Origin of the sequence: Streptomyces synnematoformans (assembly GCF_039531005.1) — a bacterium.
GTDB lineage: Bacteria > Actinomycetota > Actinomycetes > Streptomycetales > Streptomycetaceae > Streptomyces > Streptomyces synnematoformans.
This window is the reverse complement of sequence record NZ_BAAAPF010000124.1, coordinates 1-19186: the sequence shown is the minus strand read 5'-3', so window position 1 is coordinate 19186 and position 19186 is coordinate 1. Positions and strand designations below refer to the sequence as shown.

Annotated in this window: 15 protein-coding genes; 11 read left to right on the top strand and 4 right to left on the bottom strand. The window is 72.9% G+C overall.

Annotated elements, in window-relative coordinates; translation table 11 throughout:
* Window positions 1–280, top strand: a 280-nt coding sequence (locus ABD317_RS19025) for a helix-turn-helix domain-containing protein (RefSeq protein ID WP_344291142.1), incomplete at its 5' end; no start/stop codon positions are given.
* A gap of 34 nt (window positions 281–314) precedes the next feature.
* Here ABD317_RS19025 and ABD317_RS19020 read toward each other — a convergent pair.
* Window positions 315–707, bottom strand: coding sequence for a VOC family protein (locus tag ABD317_RS19020; protein ID WP_027757318.1), 393 nt, complete (start codon window positions 705–707; stop codon window positions 315–317).
* Window positions 708–991: 284 nt separating this feature from the next.
* Between ABD317_RS19020 and ABD317_RS19015 the strand changes: the two genes are divergently transcribed.
* The 3 genes from ABD317_RS19015 to ABD317_RS19005 are packed head-to-tail and all read left to right on the top strand — an operon-like array spanning window position 992 to window position 3890.
* Window positions 992–2149: an NAD(P) transhydrogenase subunit alpha gene (locus ABD317_RS19015; protein WP_344291141.1), complete on the top strand. Its 1158-nt coding sequence runs from the start codon at window positions 992–994 to the stop codon at window positions 2147–2149.
* On the top strand, window positions 2146–2481 hold the full coding sequence (locus ABD317_RS19010) for a proton-translocating transhydrogenase family protein (RefSeq protein WP_027757316.1): 336 nt from the start codon (window positions 2146–2148) through the stop codon (window positions 2479–2481). Before ABD317_RS19015 ends, ABD317_RS19010 begins: the two co-directional genes overlap by 4 nt.
* Window positions 2478–3890, top strand: coding sequence for an NAD(P)(+) transhydrogenase (Re/Si-specific) subunit beta (locus ABD317_RS19005; RefSeq protein WP_344291140.1), 1413 nt, complete (start codon window positions 2478–2480; stop codon window positions 3888–3890). The genes ABD317_RS19010 and ABD317_RS19005 overlap by 4 nt, the downstream gene beginning before the upstream one ends.
* 40 nt (window positions 3891–3930) lie before the next feature.
* Here the strand turns inward: ABD317_RS19005 and ABD317_RS19000 are convergent, their stop codons facing one another.
* A complete protein-coding gene (locus ABD317_RS19000; RefSeq protein ID WP_027757314.1) occupies window positions 3931–4122 on the bottom strand; it encodes a hypothetical protein in 192 nt (63 codons plus the stop codon).
* 279 nt (window positions 4123–4401) lie between these two features.
* Between ABD317_RS19000 and ABD317_RS18995 the strand changes: the two genes are divergently transcribed.
* From ABD317_RS18995 to ABD317_RS18975, 5 genes are all read left to right on the top strand, one after another.
* Complete coding sequence (locus ABD317_RS18995) at window positions 4402–5385, top strand: DUF3048 domain-containing protein (protein WP_344291139.1); 984 nt, start codon at window positions 4402–4404, stop codon at window positions 5383–5385.
* Between the two features lie 100 nt (window positions 5386–5485).
* Complete coding sequence (locus ABD317_RS18990) at window positions 5486–6085, top strand: TetR/AcrR family transcriptional regulator (protein WP_344291138.1); 600 nt, start codon at window positions 5486–5488, stop codon at window positions 6083–6085.
* A 106-nt stretch (window positions 6086–6191) separates the two neighbouring features.
* Window positions 6192–8432 carry an MMPL family transporter gene (locus ABD317_RS18985; protein WP_344291137.1) on the top strand — a complete coding sequence of 747 codons (2241 nt, stop codon included), beginning with the start codon at window positions 6192–6194 and terminating at the stop codon, window positions 8430–8432.
* A gap of 230 nt (window positions 8433–8662) precedes the next feature.
* Window positions 8663–11038 (top strand): alpha-L-fucosidase, encoded by a 2376-nt coding sequence (locus tag ABD317_RS18980; protein ID WP_344291136.1) that lies wholly within the window; start codon window positions 8663–8665, stop codon window positions 11036–11038.
* A 267-nt stretch (window positions 11039–11305) separates the two neighbouring features.
* Entirely contained in the window at window positions 11306–11512 is a 207-nt protein-coding gene (locus tag ABD317_RS18975) for a DUF5999 family protein (protein WP_344291135.1), read from the top strand.
* A 57-nt stretch (window positions 11513–11569) separates the two neighbouring features.
* On the opposite strand, the gene ABD317_RS18970 is transcribed toward ABD317_RS18975, so the two are convergent.
* A complete protein-coding gene (locus ABD317_RS18970) occupies window positions 11570–12337 on the bottom strand; it encodes a class I SAM-dependent methyltransferase (RefSeq protein ID WP_344291134.1) in 768 nt (255 codons plus the stop codon).
* A gap of 284 nt (window positions 12338–12621) precedes the next feature.
* Here ABD317_RS18970 and ABD317_RS18965 point away from each other — a divergent pair, with 284 nt between their 5' ends.
* Window positions 12622–16077 carry a ThuA domain-containing protein gene (locus tag ABD317_RS18965; protein WP_344291133.1) on the top strand — a complete coding sequence of 1152 codons (3456 nt, stop codon included), beginning with the start codon at window positions 12622–12624 and terminating at the stop codon, window positions 16075–16077.
* A 264-nt stretch (window positions 16078–16341) separates the two neighbouring features.
* Here ABD317_RS18965 and ABD317_RS18960 read toward each other — a convergent pair whose 3' ends face one another.
* Entirely contained in the window at window positions 16342–17646 is a 1305-nt protein-coding gene (locus ABD317_RS18960; RefSeq protein WP_344291132.1) for an ROK family protein, read from the bottom strand.
* Window positions 17647–17797: 151 nt separating this feature from the next.
* Here ABD317_RS18960 and ABD317_RS18955 point away from each other — a divergent pair, with 151 nt between their 5' ends.
* Window positions 17798–19111 carry an ABC transporter substrate-binding protein gene (locus ABD317_RS18955; protein ID WP_344291131.1) on the top strand — a complete coding sequence of 438 codons (1314 nt, stop codon included), beginning with the start codon at window positions 17798–17800 and terminating at the stop codon, window positions 19109–19111.
* Window positions 19112–19186: the final 75 nt, after the last annotated feature.

Genomic DNA, 19186 nt, shown 5'->3' with positions numbered 1-19186 from the left:
GGGTACGGGCTGCGGGAGGACGGCGGCGGGCAGGTCGGTGGCGGAGGTCGCCGGGGCCGTGGGGCTCGGCGAGCGGCAGCTGCACCGGCGCAGCCTGGCGGTGTTCGGGTACGGGCCGAAGACGCTGGCCCGCGTGCTGCGGATGAACCGCGCGCTGGCGCTGGCCCGGGCCGGCACGCCGCCGGCCGCCGCGGCGGCGCTGGCGGGGTTCGCGGACCAGGCGCACCTGACGCGCGAGATGCGGGCCCTGGCCGGGGTGCCGCTGACGGCGCTCCTCTAGATCCTCCCGGCCGGACCCTGCGCCGCGCCCGGGCTCAGCCGAGCGGCGCGAAGAGGTCCACGCCGTTGCCGTCCGGGTCCTGCACCTGCGCGTAGCGCTGGCCCCACGCCGCGTCCCAGGGCGCCAGGGCGCCCTTGTACCCCGCGTCGGTGAGCATCGCGTACGTGGCGTCCACGTCGGCCGGGCCGTCGCAGCGGAAGGCGAGCCCGATCCGCCCGTGTCCGTCCGGCGGGGCGAAGTCGGGCGCGAAGGACCTGACGGTCTCCTCCGAGTCCCACAGCAGCCGCAGCCCGCCGGGCAGGGACGCCTCGACGTGCGGCGCCGTGTCGGCGTCGGCCGGGATGTCGAGGCCCAGCAGGCGGTAGAAGGCGAGGGTGGCGGCCATGTCGGCGGCCACCATTCCGATGGCGTCGAATCGTGCGGTCATGTCCCCGACCCTAGGCACGGGCGCCCGGCGCGTCTTGAACGAATCGGACGCCCCACCCGGCCGCGCGCGGCGCCCGCGACCGCATCGGGGGTCCTGCCCGCGGAACCGTTTTCCGATAGCGTTCACGGTCCCACCGCACCGCCCGGCACCCCCACCGCACCGCGTCACACCGCGTCAACCGCGTCACACCGCACCGCACCGCCCGCTGCCCGAGGTGTCCGCACCGCGCAGCGCGGGCAGCACCCTGATGGTCGCCCGCATTCGCCCAAGAGGGAGCGAGAAGCATGGGAGCCCAAGCCGTCACCGCGGGGGTCCTGCGGGAGCGCGCGCCCGACGAGCGCCGCGTCGCCCTCACCCCCGAAGTCGTCACCCGCGTGCGCCGGTCGGGTGTCGACGTCCTCGTCGAGACCGGCGCGGGCGCGAGCGCCTGGTTCACCGACGCCGACTACACGGCCGCCGAGGCCGCGGTCGTCGGCGTCGACGAGCTGCTCAGCCGCGCCGACGTCGTGCTCTGCGTCGCGCCGCCCGACCGCGAGACAGCCGCCGCGCTGCGCTCCGGCCAGACGCTCGTCGGCATGCTCGACCCGCTCCGTCAGGCCCCCCTCATCGGCGAGCTGGCCGCCCGGGGGGTGACCGTCGTCAGCCTCGACCTGCTGCCCCGTACGCTCAGCCGGGCCCAGACGATGGACGCGCTGACCTCCCAGGCCAACGTCGCGGGATACAAGGCGGTGCTGCTCGCCGCCGACGCCTACGACCGGTACTTCCCGATGCTGACGACGGCGGCGGGCACCTCGAAGCCCGCCGCCGTTCTCGTGCTCGGCGCGGGCGTCGCCGGGCTGCAGGCCATCGCCACCGCCCGGCGGCTGGGCGCGGTCGTCACGGCGTACGACGTACGGCCCGCGGCCCAGAGCGAGATCGAGTCGCTGGGCGCGAAGTTCCTGGAACTCCCGGGCGTGGCCTCGGCCGCCGGCGAGGGCGGCTACGCGCGCGTGCTCACCGAGGAGGAGCAGCGGGCGCAGCTCGCCGCGCTGACGGCGGCGGTGCCCCGCTTCGACGTGCTGATCACCACCGCCCGGGTGCCGGGCCGCAAGCCGCCGCTGATGGTCACCGCCGAGGCGCTGGAGCGGATGCGCCCCGGCTCGGTGGTGGTGGACATGGCGGCCAGCGAGCTGGGCGGCAACGTGGAGCTGTCCGAGCCCGACAAGACCGCGGTGCTGGCCGGCGGCGTGACGCTGATGGGCGCGGGCAACCTGCCGTCGGTGATGGCGACGGCCGCCTCCACCGCGTACGCCCGCAACCTCAGCGCGCTGCTGGCGCACCTGGTGGCCGACGGGGCGGTGCGTGTCGACCTGGACGACGAGATCCAGGCCGGCGTGGTCGTCGCGCACGGCGGCGAGGTCGTCAGCCCCGCGGTCGCCCCGCAGAACGGAGGGAACCGGTGAACCTCGACCTGCTCACCGCCGTCACGATCTTCGTGCTGAGCGTGCTGGTCGGCTTCGAAGTGATCAGCAAGGTGCCGGCGACGCTGCACACGCCGCTGATGTCCGGCGCCAACTCCATCCACGGGATCGTGCTGATCGGCGCGATGCTGGTGACCTCGCTGGCCGACGAGCCGCTGGAGTACGTGCTGGCCTTCGTGGCCGTCGCGTTCGGCGCGATGAACGTCGTCGGCGGGTACGTCGTCACCGACCGGATGCTGCACATGTTCCGCGCCCGCCCGGCGCCGGGCGGCGCGCGCGACGGGGCCGGCACCCCGGGAGGTGCGGCGAAGTGAGCGATCTGGAGACCGCCGTACGGTACGTGCTGCTGGCCGCCGCCGCCTGCTTCGTGCTGGGCCTGCGGCTGATGAACTCCCCGGCCACCGCCCGCCGCGGCAACACCCTCTCGGCCGCCGCCATGGCCGTCGCGGTCGCGGCGACCGCGGTGCTGCTGGCGGAGCGCGGCGACATCACCGCCACCGGCTGGCTGGTGGTGCTCTCCGCGGTGGTCGTCGGTTCCAGCGCCGGGCTGTATCTGGCCCGTACCGTCGAGATGACGGCGATGCCGCAGCTGGTGAGCCTGTTCAACGCGGTCGGCGGCGGCGCCGCCGCGCTGCTGGCCATCGGCGAGGTGCTGCAGCACGCGCACCCGGAGGACCTCGGCGCGCGCACCACGGTGCCGGGCGGCATCGACATCCTCATCGGCGCCATCACCTTCTCCGGCTCCCTGGTCGCCGCCGGGAAGCTGCAGGGCCTGGTCCCGGGCCGGCCGATCGTCCTGCCGGGCAGCCGGGCGCTGAACGCCGCGCTCGCGGTCGTCTTCACCGGCTCGGCCGTCTGGCTGGTGGTGCAGCCGGGCAGCGTCGCGGCGCTGACGCTGCTCGCCCTGGCCGGGCTGGCGTTCGGCGTCACGATGGTGCTGCCGATCGGCGGCGCGGACATGCCCGTGGTCATCTCGCTGCTCAACGCCTTCACCGGCACGGCGGTCGGCATGGCCGGCTTCGTGCTCAACGAGCCGGCGCTGATCATCGCCGGCGCGCTCGTCGGCGCCTCCGGCACGATCCTCACCAAGCTGATGGCCGACGCGATGAACCGTTCGATTCCGGCCATTATCGTGGGCGGTTTCGGTACCGGCGACGACGCGGCGGCCGGAGGCTCGGACGGGGACGTGCATGTACGCCCGGTCTCCGCCGACGACGTGGCGATCCAGCTCGCGTACGCCGGCAAGGTCGTCATCGTGCCGGGGTACGGGCTGGCCGCCGCGCAGGCGCAGCACGAGCTGGGCGAGCTGGCGGACCTGCTCCAGGAGCACGGGGTGACGGTCACGTACGCGATCCACCCGGTGGCCGGCCGGATGCCGGGGCACATGAACGTGCTGCTGGCCGAGGCCAACGTGCCGTATCCGCAGCTGAAGGAGATGGAGGAGGCGAACCCCGAGTTCCCGCAGGCGGACGTGGCGCTGGTGATCGGCGCCAACGACGTGACCAACCCGGCCGCGCGGCGGCCGGGCAACGCGATCTCGGGCATGCCGATCCTGGACGTGGACCGGGCCAAGAGCGTGGTGGTGATCAAGCGGTCGATGGGCCACGGGTACGCGGGCATCGACAACGAGCTGTACACCGCGGAGAACACCGGGATGTTCTTCACCGACGCCAAGAAGGGGCTGGCGGACCTGAAGGCCGCGGTCCGCACGTTCGTCGGCTAGCGGTGGCGGGCGGTGTGGGCGCGGGCGCCCGGCCGGCGGGTCAGTCGATGCCGCGCAGGATGTGCAGCTCGGCGGTGTCGGCCGGGTCGTCCTCGTATCCGGCGAGCCGGATGGGGGCCGAGCGCGCCCACACGTCCAGGCTGCTCAGCGGCTCCGCGGCCGCGTCCGGGCGCGCGGGCGTCCGCGGGGCGGCGGGCTGTGTGTGCTGTTCTGCTGCGGCTTCTGTCGTCACCGTGCACTCCTCCGGGTCACGTGAACTGGTCAGCCCTGCCTGGGCGGCGGGTGTCGGCGGACACCCCGGGCTGTTCGAATGGGCAGTTCGGACGCGGTGGCGCCGGCTGTGCTCGCGGACGGTCCGAGGGTGTCGGTCCTTCCCCGTGGGCGAGGTTGTCCGTTTCCACAGGGTAACGACTCGAAGCCGCGTACGCCTGCCGTTATCCGGCCTCGCCCCCCGACCCTAGAATCACATCAGAGCACAATAGAACGGGCATGACGCCGCGGAGGGAGCGCCATGGGCGCCAGCCGTATACCCCGCCTCCTGCGTGCGCCGGCGGCCCTGCCGGCCGCGCTCCTGCTGCTGCCGGCCCTGCTCGCAGGCGGGTGCACCGACCCCTCGGAGGACACCCGGGAACCCGGCGGGGAGACCGGGGCCGTCTCGCCGTTCACCGGGATGGCGGGACGGAGCGGGCCGGTGCTCGGCGTGAAGGTCGACAACGCCGCGCCGGCGCGCCCGCAGACGGGGCTGGAGCGGGCGGACATCGTGTACGTCGAACGGGTGGAGGCCGGGCTCAGCCGGCTGCTCGCGGTGTACGCCGCGCACGAGCCGGGGCGGGTCGGCCCGGTGCGCAGCGCCCGTGAGTCCGACCTCGAACTGCTGGAGCAGTTCGGCAGGCCCGCGTTCGCCTTCTCCGGTGCGCAGTCCAAGCTGCTCCCCCTCGTCGACGACGCACCCCTGTTCCCCGTGCCGCCGGGCGAGGCGGGCGAGGCGTATCTGCGCGACCCCGCGCGTCCCGCGCCGCACAACCTCTTCCTACGGCCGGAGAAGGCGCTGGCCGCGGCGCCCGACGCGGACCAGCCGCGGGACGTCGGCTTCCGCTTCGGCCGGGCGCCGGCGGGGGGCGAGGCCACCGCGGAGCGCACCGTGCGCTACCCGGCCGCGAGCTTCGGCTTCACCTGGGACGCCGCCGCGAAGCGCTGGCTGGTCTCGTTCGACGGCAGCCCGGCCGCCACGGCGGACGGCGGGCGGCTGTCGGCGGCGACCGTCGTCGTCCAGCACGTGACGATCCGCGGCTCCCGCTTCGCCGACCGCTCGGGCAACGTCTCCCCCTTCACCGAGACCGTCGGCTCCGGGAAGGCGGAGGTGCTGCGCGGCGGCCGGTCGTACCCGGCGAGCTGGGAGCGCGGGTCGGCCGGCGACGGGACGGAGTTCACCGGCGCGGACGGCGAGCGGATCCGCTTCGCGCCCGGACCGGTCTGGATCGTCTTCACCGAGTGACGCAAAGCACACCCCGATTGGCGCGAACGCGTTCTGACAGCGGCTATCATTTTTCTCGGTGTACGAAACCGTTTCGTTCCGCTGACTGGGAGGGGGCCCGATGGTCGTGCAGGACGCCGGCACCACCGGGCGCCGCAGCCGGCTGAGCGCCGAGCGCGAGCACGAGCTGTTCGAAGCCGTGCTCGACCATCTGCGCGAGGTCGGCTACGAGGCCCTCACCATGGACGCGGTCGCGGCCCGTACCCGGTCGAGCAAGGCCACCCTCTACCGCCAGTGGCGCTCCAAGCCGCACTTGGTCGCCACGGCGCTCCGGCACAGCAAGCCGGTGAGGGCGGCCGGGATCGACACCGGCTCGCTGCGCGGAGATCTCGTGCAGTTCGCCGAGGGCGCGTGCCAAAGCGCGGAGAAGGACACGGCTCTGCTCCGCGCGGTCGCATTCGCCCAGCAGTCGAACGAGGAGCTGCGGCAGGCCCTGCGGCACGTGATGATCGAACCGGAACTGGCGGCCTTCCACGGCCTGATCGACCGCGCCGTCAGGCGCGGCGAGCTGGCTGCGGACATCCCCGCCGCGGCGTTCGTCCCGCACATGATGCTGGGCGCCTGCCTGGTCCGGCCGCTCATCGACGACGCACAGGTAAGCAGTGACTACCTCGTCCGCTATGTCGACGCAGTGATCCTCCCCGCCCTGCGTCTGAACTGACCTGCCGGCTCCTACACAACCGAACACAGCTCCACCTGGCGCACGCCGCTCTCGTCGTCGGGCTGGTCCCACACAACCCACCGTCGAGATCAGGAGACACCTGCTCGTGGCCACCTACCTCTACAAACTCGGCCGGCTTTCCTTCCGGCGCCGCCGATATGTCGCCCTGATATGGGTGCTACTGCTCGGTCTCGCCGGGTTCGCCGCGTCCTCCGCAGGTGAAGCCCCGGCGGATGAGTTCGCGCTCCCGGGCACCGAGTCCCAGCAGGCCTTCGATCTCCTTGAGGAGCGCTTCCCGGGCTCGGCCGCCGACGGCGCACAGGCCCGTATCGTCTTCCAGGCGCCCGATGGCCAGAAGATCACCGCAACCGAGAACCGTGACGCCGTCGAGGGTGTCCTCGACCGGCTGAGCGGCGGCCAGGCGGAGTCGGTCGCCGACCCGTTCGACGGCAACGCCGCGGTCAGCGAGGACGGCACCACCGCGTACGCCACCGTCGACTACAAGGTCCCGGCGCCCGAGATCACCACGGACACCCAGGACGGCATCGAAGAGGCGATGGAGACCGGCCGCGACGCCGGCCTGACCGTCGAGTCCGGCGGTGACGCCACCGTGCCCGAGGCCGACCTCGGAAACGGCGAGATCATCGGTGTCGGCATCGCCCTGGTCGTGCTCTTCGTCACCTTCGGCTCGATGCTGGCCGCCGGGCTGCCGATCCTCACCGCGCTGATCGGCCTCATGATCGGCATCATGGGAATCACCGCGACGGCGGCGACCTTCGGCCTGTCCGAGACCACCACCGTCCTGGCCACCATGATCGGGCTCGCCGTCGGCATCGACTACGCCCTGTTCATCGCCTCCCGCTACCGCGCCGAGCTGAGCGACGGCCACTCCCGTGAGGAGGCGGCCGGACGCGCGGTCGGCACCGCGGGCTCCGCCGTGGTGTTCGCGGGCCTCACCGTGCTCATCGCGCTGTGCGGGCTCTCGATCGTCAACATCCCGATCCTCACCAAGATGGGCCTCACGGCGGCGGTCACCGTCGCCATCGCGGTGCTCATCGCCCTCACCCTGGTGCCGGCCACGCTCGGCATGCTCGGCAAGCGGATCTTCGGCCGCCGGGTACGCAGGGCCAACCCGGAGACGGGTGTCCCCTCGACCGCGGACGTCCACGCCAAGCCGAACATGGGCACCCGCTGGGCCCGGATGGTCCTGCGCCGCCCGCTCCTGGTGCTGGTGGCCGCCGTGGTCGGGCTGGGCGCGGTGGCCGCGCCGGTGGCCAGCATGGAACTCGGCCTGCCCGACGAGGGCAGCAACGCGCCCGACACCACCCAGCGCAAGGCGTACGACCTGCTGTCCGAGGGCTTCGGCGCGGGCTTCAACGGCCCGCTCACCGTCGCCGCCGACCTCACCGGTGCGGACGACCCCGAGCAGGCGGCCGAATCCCTCCGCACGGATATCGAGGCGCTGGACGGCATCGTCGCGGTCAGCCCCGCAACGTTCAACGACGCCGGGGACACCGCGACGATCATGGCGACGCCGAGCACCGGCCCGAGCGACACGAAGACCGAGGACGTGGTACTCAACCTGCGCGACCTGGCCGACGACCAGGCCGGCGAGACCGGCGCCGAGGTGCTCGTCACGGGATCCACGGCGGCCAACATCGACTTCTCGCAGGTGCTGGACGACGCGCTGGTGCCGTATCTGGCGATCGTCGTCGGCCTCGCCTTCCTGCTGCTGATGCTGGTGTTCCGCTCGATCCTGGTGCCGCTCAAGGCGGCGCTCGGCTTCCTCTTCTCGGTGCTCGCCGCGCTCGGCGCCGTCGTCGCGGTGTTCCAGTGGGGCTGGGCCTCCGGGGTGTTCGGGGTGGAGCAGAGCGGCCCCATCGTGTCGATGATGCCCATCTTCCTGATCGGCGTGATCTTCGGCCTCGCCATGGACTACGAGGTCTTCCTCGTCAGCCGGATGCGCGAGGCGTACGCCCACGGGGAAGGGCCCGGGGACGCCGTGGTCAGCGGCTTCCGCTTCAGCGCACGTGTGGTCACCGCCGCCGCGATCATCATGATCAGCGTCTTCTCCGGCTTCATCGGCGCCGGCGAGGACATCATCAAAACCATGGGCTTCGGCCTGGCCATCGCGGTCCTCTTCGACGCCTTCGTCGTCCGCATGACCATCGTTCCGGCGGTGCTGGCCCTGCTGGGCCACTCCGCCTGGTGGCTGCCGAAGTGGCTGGACAAGATCCTGCCGAACGTCGACATCGAGGGCGAGAAGCTGCAGCGGCACCTCGCCGCGGCCCCCGTGCCGCCGACCGCCGGCGAGGAGCGGGAGCCGCAGCCGACCGGCGTGCGCTGACGTACGTCCCGCGGTGCCCGGCGCTCGGGGACCGCGGAAGTGGAAGACGACCGGGGCCCGGTGGCGTTCGCGCCGCCGGGCCCCGCCCGTTGTGCATGTCGTCGTGCGGATACGCCGGGGCTTGACGTTCATCCGATGAATCTCTACTTTCCATCCTCACCAAGCGCTTGGCTGCCTGAAAATCCCCTCAGACATCGGATGGATCAGCGAGATCCTCAAGGGAGGCCCGGATGAACGGGTTTGCACGACGGCACGTGCTCGGGATCGGCGCCGGGGCCGCGGCGGGCTCCGCGCTGGGGATGGGGATGGCGCCCTCCGCCGCCGGCGCCGCGCCGCCGGACCCGGCCGGGGCCGCGGACGGCACCGGGACCGCCGGCGGCTGGGGCCGGGTCCCCGACCCCGTACCGGTGCCGCTGACCGGGCTCTTCGACAACGACGGCGTCGACACCGCCGGTACCCGCGGCGGCGACTTCGACGGCAGCGGCTACACCTACCCCGGCGAGGAACTGCCCGCCGGGCCCGTGGAGGTCGACGGCTTCCCCTTCGACTTCCCCGGCGCCGGCGCCGGGGAGCCCAACAACGTCGTCGCCATGGGGCAGCGCGTCGCGCTCCCCCCGGGCCACTACCTGAGCGCGCTGTTCCTCGCGTCCTCCTCCTACGGCAGCGCCTCCGGCGCGGTCACCGTGCACTACGCCGACGGCGGCACCGGCTCCGCCGGCCTCGCCGCCCCCGACTGGTACTCCGGCGGCGGCTCGCTCGGCGCCCCGTACCGCTACCGCCCCGACGGCACCAGGGACGAGCACCGGGTCTCCATCGCCGCCGTCGAACTCGCCCTGGACCCGGCGCGCGAGGCGGTCGCGCTCACCCTGCCGGTCACCAACCCGGCCGAGGCGGAGAAGACGGCGCTGCACATCTTCGCGCTCTCGCTGCAGCCCGTCGCCGAGGGGCGCGCCGTCGCGCTGCGCAACGCCCGTTCCACGACCTCCGCCCTGGAGCGTTCCGGCGCGCAGTCCGTGGAGGCCACGCTGCTCAACGCCGGCACCGTGTGGATCTCCGCCCGCGACCGCCTCGAAGTCACCGTCGACGCCGAGGGCGCCCGCACGGTGGCGCCGGTCTCCGTGCCGCGCCTCGGCCCCGGCGAGCAGGCCCGGGTCGCGGTGGGCATCCGCAACCGCGGGGGCGTGGCGCCGGGCACCGTGGCGGAGGGCCGCGTCGTCGCCGCGGGGCGCGGCGGCACGGCCGCCGAGGTCACCCGCCCGCTGACCCTCGGCATGCCCGACTACGAGCCGACCGACGCCTCGCTGAGCAGCCACCGGGCGCCGTACTGGTTCCACGACGCGAAGTTCGGGATCTTCATCCACTGGGGCCTGTACTCGGTGCCCGCCTGGGCGCCGGTCGGCAGGCAGTACGCGGAGTGGTACTGGCAGCAGATGAACCAGCCGGACAACCCGACGCACGCGCACCACCGGGAGGTGTACGGCGAGGACTTCGCGTACGACGACTTCATCCCGATGTTCCGGGCCGAGCGCTTCGACCCGCGCGCCTGGGTGGAGCTGTTCCGGGACGCGGGCGCGCAGTACCACGTGCTGACGTCCAAGCACCACGAGGGCTTCGCGCTGTGGGACACCAGTCTCTCCACCCGCAACTCCGTCGCGATGGGCCCCCGCCGCGACCTCGTCCGGGAACTCTTCGACGCGTCCCGCAGGTACACCCCCGACCTGCACCGCGGGCTGTACTTCTCGATGCCGGAGTGGTTCAACCCGGACAACCCCTGGTACGGCCACGCCCCGCGCAACCCGTACACGCTGGAGCCCGTGCCGTACACCGGCTACACGGCGGGCAGGGACTACGTCCGCGACTACCAGGCGAAGCAGATGCTGGAGCTGATCCACGACTACGACACCGAGATCATGTGGTGCGACATCGGCGGCGACAACGACAGCCACCGGGTGCTCGCCGAGTACTTCAACCACGCCAAGAACCGGCCGCGGCCGATCGAGGTGACGGTCAACAACCGCTCCGGCATCGGGCCGCACGACTTCACCACGCCGGAGTACGAGGTGTACGAGAACACCGTCGTCGCCAAGTGGGAGGCCAGCCGGGGCCTCGACCCGTTCTCCTACGGCTACAACGCCCAGACACCCGACAACGCGTACATGACCACCGAGGAGGTCGTGCACAGCCTCGTCGACATCGTCAGCAAGAACGGCAACTTCCTCCTGGACATCGGCCCGCGGGCCGACGGGACCATCCCGGAGGTCATGGAGCGCCGGCTGCGCGAGACCGGCGCGTGGCTGCGCGTCAACGGCGAGGCGATCTACGGCACCACCTACTGGTCCCGCATGGCGCAGCTCGGCGAGGACCTGCGCTTCACCGTCAAGCACGACGCCTTCTACATCCACTCGCTCGCCGCGCCCTCGTCCCGGCTGATCGTCGAGGCGCCGGTGCCCGTCCGGTCCGGCGACCGGATCACGATGCTCGGCCACGACCGGCCGCTGCACTGGAGCGTCGAGAACGGGGCGCTGGTCGTCGAGGTGCCCGCGGCGGCCCGCAGGGCCGGCCGGCACGTCTGGGTCTTCAAGGTGCACCCCCGCGGGGCCTCCTGACGAGCGCGGCCGCCGGCGCCATGGCCCGCCGGTGCGGCGAGGGGCTTGCGGCACGGCGGGCCCGGACCCGCACCGGCGGGGCGGAACGCGCGGCACCGCACACTGAGACGGGACTGTGACCCCGCGCCGACCGGGGCGGGGCCCCGCGGTGTTCTCCTGAATGCGGCGATGAGTTTCCGGCGCCCGCCGGGTCTCCTTCACCAGACGGCACAACACCGCCACCGGCGGCCCCGCGCGGGCCGCCGCTTCCCGACCGAGAGGTGTCCGATGTGCTCCCACCGGCCCGAGTGCCCCGCCGCCGACCGCCCTGACCGCGACGCGGCGCAGACCGTGGCCTTCCACCCCGAGCAGGGCTGGAGCCTGCTGTGCAACGGCACGATCGTCTTCGACGACACCGGGGAACTCCTGCCGACCGGCGCGGTGGTCGCGCCGCGGCCCAAGGTACGCGCCGGCCTGCCGGCCGCCGCGGCCTGAGCCGCCGACGCTCGGGGACGCGCCGCCCGGCCGCGGCCGGGCCCCGGGAGGCCGGCCTCAGCCGCCCCTGACCGCCACCAGCACGCAGCTGTTCCCGCACTGCCACACCGTGCCGACCGCCTCGAAGCCCGCCTTCTCCAGCAGGTCCACATGGCGCGCCAGGCTCAGGCCGTTCTCCCCGCCGGGTGCCGGCCCGCGGCGGCGCCGCTCGGCGAAGAGCCGCGCCAGCTCCGGCGCGGCGGACGCCGCCTCCCACCACGACGACCGGTCCTCGCCGCCCGGCATCCGCCGCCGCTCCGCCAGCCGCCTGCCGACCTCGCCGGCCAGCTCCGCGACGGCCGCGTCGTCCTGGCGCAGCCGGCCCGCGTTGACGAGCAGCCCGCCGGGGCGGAGCAGGGCGTGCAGCCGGCCGTAGACCTCCAGCAGCACGCGCTCGGGCAGGCGGTGCAGCATCGTGGCCGACACTGCGGCGTCCAGGGGGCGTTCGAGGTCGAGGGCGTCGGCCCAGCCGAGGCCGCCGATCACCGCGTCGACGAAGCGGACCCGGGTGCCGTGCATGCGGCGGCCGAGGCCGAGCAGGACGGGGTCCGCGTCCACGGCGACGACGTCGAGGGCGGGCATCCGCCGCTTGAGCCGGGCGGCCAGCGAGCCCGTACCGCACCCGAGGTCGAGGGCGGCGGGGCGGTCGTGGCCGACGGTGACCCGCTCCAGCAGGTCGCCGACGACGGTGAAGCGCTCCTCGCGGCCGGTCTCCCGCTGCTCCCGCTGAAGCTCCCAGCGCACCGCCCAGCCCCTGGCCGCAGCCGCGCTCAGGTCCTCGCCCATCCCGTGAGGATACCGTTCCTACGCCGATCGGCCAGTGTCGGCCAAACCGCAACAAACCGAACCGGTGACCGGTGGCGCCGCGCACGCCTCCGGGGCGGGGCCCGCGCGGGCCGGCCGCCCCTCCGGCATCCGGGAAGCCGTCGAACGCCGGTCCGCGCACGACCGTTGACCACCCGTTAGTAAGGGCTTACTTTGACAAGGCACCGTCAGCAAGCGCTTTCTACACGCCTGGCAAGCGGGCCGCCCCTCGACGCCGCCCGTGTCCGCGTACAACCGGGAGCACTATGAGACGCCTAGCCAGACCACCCCTGTCGCCCGTCGCCGTCCTGGCCGCGCTGCTCGCGCTGCTCCTGGGCACGGCCTCGGCCACGGCCGCCCCGCAGGACGAGGAGGCCGACTTCCGGGTCCTGGTCTTCTCCAAGGTCACGAACTTCTACCACGACTCCATCCCCGCGGGAATCGAGGCCGTCCAGGAACTCGGCGAGACGCACGGGTTCGAGGTCGACGCGACCGACGACGCCGCCGCGTTCACCGACGAGAACCTCGCGAACTACGAGGCGGTCGTCTTCAACAACACCAACTCCACCCCGGAGAGCGGCGACCTGCTCGACGCGGACCAGCGGGCCGCGCTCCAGTCGTACATCCAGGGGGGCGGCGGCTGGCTCGGCCTGCACGCGGCCTCGGCCAGCGAGCGCGACTGGGACTGGTACGAGGGCCTGGTCGGCGCCATCTTCGACAAGCACCCCGCGCCGCAGACCGGCCGGATCAAGGTGCTGGACGACGACCACCCCTCCACCAGGGGCCTGCCGCAGCTGTGGGAGCGGCACGAGGAGTGGTACAACTGGCGCGCCAACCCGACCGGCAAGGTGCACACCCTCGCGCAGATCAAGGTCCGCGACGGCGTCACCGGCCTGGACGAGGGCGTCGACCACCCGTACTCGTGGTGCCAGAAGTACGACGGCGGCAGGTCGTGGTTCACCGCCGGGGGCCACGACGCGTCCTCCTTCGACGAGCCGCTGTTCCTCAAGCACCTGCTCGGCGGCATCCGGTGGGCCGCGGGCGCGGCGCCCGGCGACTGCTCCGCCACCCAGACCGGCAACTTCCAGCGCACCGCGCTGGTCTCCGACGACCTCGCCGACCCGTTCGAGCTGGCCGTCGCCCCCGACCGGCGGGTGTTCTACGCCCAGCGCACCGGTGAGCTGAAGGTCGTCGACCAGGAGACGCTGAACGTCACCACCGCCCTGGACTTCGACTACACCCCCGAGATGACCAGCCAGTCGGACGGTCTCCTCGGGCTCACCCTCGATCCGCGCTTCGCGAAGAACAACTGGGTCTACCTCCTGCACTCCGACAAGGAGGAGAACCACCTCAACCTGTCCCGCTTCACCATGAAGGGGGACGTCGCCGACCCGGCGTCGCAGAAGGTGCTGCTGACCATCCCCACCTGGCGCGGCGAGGGCCGGGCCAACGTGCACATGGCCGGCTCGATCACCTTCGACACCAAGGGCAACCTGTACGTCGCCACCGGCGACAACACCGACCCGTTCGAGTCGAGCGGCTACACGCCGATCGACGAGCGGGACGGCCGCCGCGCCTGGGACGCCCAGGGCACCTCCGGCAACACCAACGACCTGCGCGGCAAGGTGCTGCGGGTGAAGCCCACGAAGAGCGGCGGCTACACCGTCCCGAAGGGCAACCTCTTCCGGAAGGGCGAGGCGAAGACCCGTCCGGAGATCTACGCGATGGGCTTCCGCAACCCGTTCCGCATCACCACCGACCCGCTCTCCGGCGCCCTGCTGGTCGCGGACTACGGCCCGGACGCGCGCGGCGCGGACCCGGACCGCGGGCCGGAGGGGACGGTGGAGTACAACCGGATCACGGAGGCGAGCAACCAGGGCTGGCCGTACTGCATCGGCGACAACACGCCCTTCAACGACTACGACTTCGCGACCGGCACCTCCGGGGAGAAGTTCGACTGCTCCGCTCCGGTGAACGACTCGCCGAACAACACCGGCAAGACGGAGCTGCCGCCCGCGCAGCCCGCCACGGTCTGGTACGCGTACTCGGCCTCGGCGGAGTTCCCCGAGCTGGGCACCGGCGGCGGCGGGCCCATGAGCGGCCCGGTCTACGACTACGACCCGAAGAACGACAGCCCGTACAAGTTCCCCGAGTACTTCGAGGGGAAGTGGCTCACGTACGAGCTGACCCGCAAGTGGTTCAAGACCTTCTCGTTCCAGGAGAAGGACCAGGAGTTCGAGGACCCGAGGTTCGAGCCCGCCCGGAAGGGCGACCTGCACTCGATCAACGGCATCTTCGACGACATGGACTGGATCCAGCCCTTCGAGGCGCACTTCGGCCCGGACGGCTCGCTCTACGTCATCGACTTCGGCGAGGGCAGCGGCACCGGCCGCGGCGGCAGCAACGACAACGCCGGCATCTACCGGATCGACTACGTGGCCGAGGGCCGGCCGCCGGTGGCGAAGCTGACGGCGTCGGCGGACTCCGGGCCCGCGCCGCTGACCGTGGAGTTCTCCTCGGAGGGCTCGCACTCGCCGGGCGACGACCCGATCACGTACGCCTGGGACTTCGACGGGGACGGCACCACCGACTCCACCGACCCCGACCCGACGCACACGTACACCGAGAAGGGCCGGTTCAACGCCCGGCTGACGGTCGAGGGCCCGCCGGAGCGCACCGCGATGGCGGTGCACGAGATCACCGTGGGCAACACCCGGCCGGAGGTGACGGTCACCACGCCGGCGAACGGCGGGGCGTTCGACTTCGGCGACACCGTCCCGTACCGGGTCGAGGTCAGCGACCCGGAGGACGGTGAGATCGACTGCTCGCGCGTGGTCGTGCAGACGCAGCTCGGGCACGACGACCACCTGCACCCGCTGGACAACCTGACCGGCTGCGCGGGCGAGTTCACGACCGACCCCGGTGACAGCCACGGCCCCGGCCAGAACCTCTACTACGGCATCAGCGCGCAGTACGAGGACAAGGGCGCCGACGGCGTGCCGAGCCTGGTCGGCTCCGACTCGCTGAGCCTGCGGCAGAAGTTCCGCGAGGCCGAGCACCACAACGGCACCGGCGGCGCGAACGGCGGGGTGCAGACGCTGGACCGTGCGGACTCCTCCGGCGGCAAGCGGCTCGGCGAGATCGAGAACGGCGACTGGATCGTGCTGGACCCGGGGAGCCTGAGCGGGGTCGACTCGGTCACGGTCGGCGCCTCCTCCGGCGGGCTCGGCGGCGACGTGGAGTTCCGCTCCGGCGCGCCCGACGGCGAGCTGCTCGGCACGGCGACGATCCCGAACACCGGCGACTACGCCAACGTGGTCTCGCCGACGGTGCCGCTGGCGGACCCGGGCGGGGTGGAGAAGATCTACGCGGTCTTCACCAACCCGGAGTGGACGCCGTCGGGTCCCGACCTGCTGGCGCTGGACTGGCTGCACTTCAACGGCCCGGGCGCGGAGAAGGAGTCGGCGGCGGAGGTGACGGTGACGGCCTCGCCGGAGAGCGGGACGGCGCCGGCCGAGGTCTCCTTCGAGGGCGCGGTGACGCTTCCTGAGGGGCGTACGGCCGAGTCGTACCACTGGACGTTCGGCGACAACGCGACCGCCGACGGCGCGGCCACGGCGGCGCACACGTACGGCAGGAAGGGGACGTACACCGCCCATCTGACCGTCACGGACGACACCGGGGATCTGACGACCGGTGCCGTGCAGGTGACGGTGGACTGAGGTGAGGCGGCGGTGAGCTGACGCACCGCCCAGCACCGCACGGCGGCGGCCGGCCGGGGGATGCCCCCGTCCGGCCGCCGTTCACCTGCCGCAGGCGCCGCGGGCTCGCCTGGCGCGGGCACCGCGAGAATGACGGGCCGGAAGGGATGCGGACAACCCGCGGTCGGGCGCCCCGCGCGGGCCGTCTCCCCGCGCCCGGTCCGGCCGGCCGCTCACCCGGCCACCGCTCACCCGGCCACTGCTCGCGCGACGCCCGCCGGCGGCTCACTCCGCGGCCGAGCGACCGCGCAGCGAGTCTGCCGCGGCTGATCCGCCGGTCACACCGGAGGACCCGCGCCGCGGTTCCTCCCCGGACGGGGTCAACGTGCCGCCCGCGTCGAGGAAGCGGCTCAGCGGCAGCGTCGCGGCGCCGACGGTGACGGCGTCGGTGCCGAGCCGGCCCATCTCGATCGCCGCGCGCGCCGCCGGGTGACGCAGCGCGTACGTGGCCGTGGCCCCGCGTACGGCGGGCAGCAGCCGCGGGCCGGCGAGCAGCCCGGCCCAGCCGGAGAGGACGATGCGCTCCGGGTTGAAGAGGTTGACGAGGTCGGCGATGCCGGCGCCGAGGTACTCCGCGGTCTCGTCCAGCACCGCGCGGGCCGCGGCGTCGTCGGCGGCGACCAGTTCGGCGAGCGCCGACTCCTCGTCGGCGGCGACCGGTTCGCCGCCCGCCTCCCGCCAGCGGGCCAGCATCCCCGCCGCGCCGACGTACGCCTCCAGACAGCCGCGGGCGCCGCAGCGGCAGCGGCGGCCGCGCAGCTGCATCGTGGTGTGCCCCCACTCCCCCGCGCCGCTGGACGAGCCGCCGTAGGCGGTGCCGTCGGTGACGACGCAGGCGCCGACGCCGGAGCCGATCAGCGCGATGACGGCGTTGCGCGCGCCCCGGCCGGCGCCGAACCACATCTCGGCCTGGCCCAGCGTCTTGGCGCCGTTGGCCACCGTGTACGGCACGCCGTCGAGGCCGGTGGCGGCCGTGCGCAGCATCGCCTCCAGCGGCACGGCGTCCCAGCCGATGGTCTGGGCGTGCACCACCGCGCCGCCCCGGGCGGGTTCGCGGTCGACGATGCCGGGGACGCCGAGGCCGACGCCGAGCAGCCGCCCGGGGGCGACGCCGGCGTCGGCGAGCACGGCGGCCAGCCCGTCGGCGATGTGCGCGACGACCCCGCCGGCGTCCCGGCCGCCGTCGGCGAGCGGGCGCTCGGCGCGGGCGAGTTCGGTGCGGGTGAGGTCGAACAGCTCCACCAGCACCCGGGTTTCGCCGACGTCGACGCCCGCGATGTACCCGCAGCGCGGCGCCACCCGCAGCAGGGTGCGGGGCCGGCCCCCGTCGGAGTCGACCGCGCCCGCCTCCTCCAGCACCCCCTCGGCGATGAGTTCCGCGGCGACGTTGCTGATCGACCCGGAGCTGAGCCCGGTGACCGGGCCCAGCTCCTGGCGGCTCAGCGGCCCCTCGAAGTACAGGTGGCGCAGCACCGCGGAGCGGTTGCTGCGGCGCAGGTCGCGCACGGTACGGCCGTTGCTTCTCGCCATGTGGCTCCTTCCCGGAGGAAAGATACGTGCCGGGAAACCCGTGTGAGAAGGGTTGACGGAGACTTCTCTCACTACTTAACTCACGCTCTAAAATAAGCGCGAGCCGCGTTCACAGCCTTAAGTCATGCGCCCGGAGAGGGGCCACACGACCATGCGCAGAATCCGTCTGGCGGCGACCGCCGCACTCGCCACCGCACTCGGCCTGACCGCCGCCTGCGGCGGCGGCAGCTCGACCGGCTCGGAGGGCGGCAACGACAAGCCCGACGAGCTGACCTACTGGGCGAGCAACCAGGGCACCAGCCTGGAGCACGACAAGGAGGTGCTCACCCCGGAGATCGAGAAGTTCGAGAAGAGGACGGGCATCGACGTCAAGCTCGAAGTCGTCCCCTGGGACAGCCTGCTCGACCGGATCCTCGCGGCCACCACGTCCGGGCAGGGCCCCGACGTGCTCAACATCGGCAACACCTGGTCCGCCTCCCTCCAGGCCAGCGACGGGCTGCTCGCCTGGGACGACGAGACCCTGGACCGGATCGGCGGCCGGGACCGGTTCGTCCCCTCGGCGCTGGCCGCCGCGGGCGCCGAGGGCCAGGACCCGGCGGCCGTGCCGCTGTACTCCCTCTCCTACGCCCTCTACTACAACAAGGCGATGTTCGCCGAGGCCGGCATCGAGGAACCCCCCGCCACCTGGGACGACTTCGTGGAGATCGGCAAGAGGCTGACGGGGGACGGCACGTACGGCGTCGCCGTCGAGGGCGGCAACCCGGTGGAGAACTCGCACCACGCCTTCGTCTTCGGCAAGCAGCACGGCGCGGACTTCTTCGACGCCGAGGGCAACCCCACGTTCAACACCCCCGAGGCGGTCGCGGCCGTCAAGCAGTACGTCGACTTCCTCGCCAACGACAGGATCGCCGCCGTCGGCAACGCCGAGTACGCGCAGAACCAGTCGGTCAAGGACTTCGCCACCGGCAAGGCCGGGATGCTGCTGTGGCAGGCCGCCGGCAGCTCGCTCAAGGCGCACGGCATGAAGCCCGAGGAGTACGGCGTGGCGCCGGTGCCGATGCAGAGCGAGAACCCGCCGGAGGGCCGGAACGTCAACTCCATGGTCGCCGGCATCAACATCGCCGTCTTCAAGAACAGCGACAACCTCGACGGCGCCGTCGACTTCGTGAAGTTCATGACCTCCACCGAGGAGCAGAAGATCCTCAACGCGACCTACGGCTCCATCCCGCCGGTCAAGGAGGCGCAGCAGGACGAGGCGTTCAGCACCACCGACCTGACCGTGCTGCGCGAGGTGCTCTCCACCACCTCCGCGCCGCTGCCGCAGGTGCCGGACGAGGCGCAGTTCGAGACCCTCGTCGGCGACGCGATGAAGGAGCTGTTCGCGGACGCCGCCGCCGGCGACGAGGTGACGACGGAGTCGGTCCGGGAGCGGCTGACCGAGGCCCAGCAGCAGATGCAGAATTGAGCGGCCCCGGATGACCGCGACCACCCTCGACACGCCCCCGGCCGGCCCCGGCGGCCAGCCGCCCGCCGTGCGGGG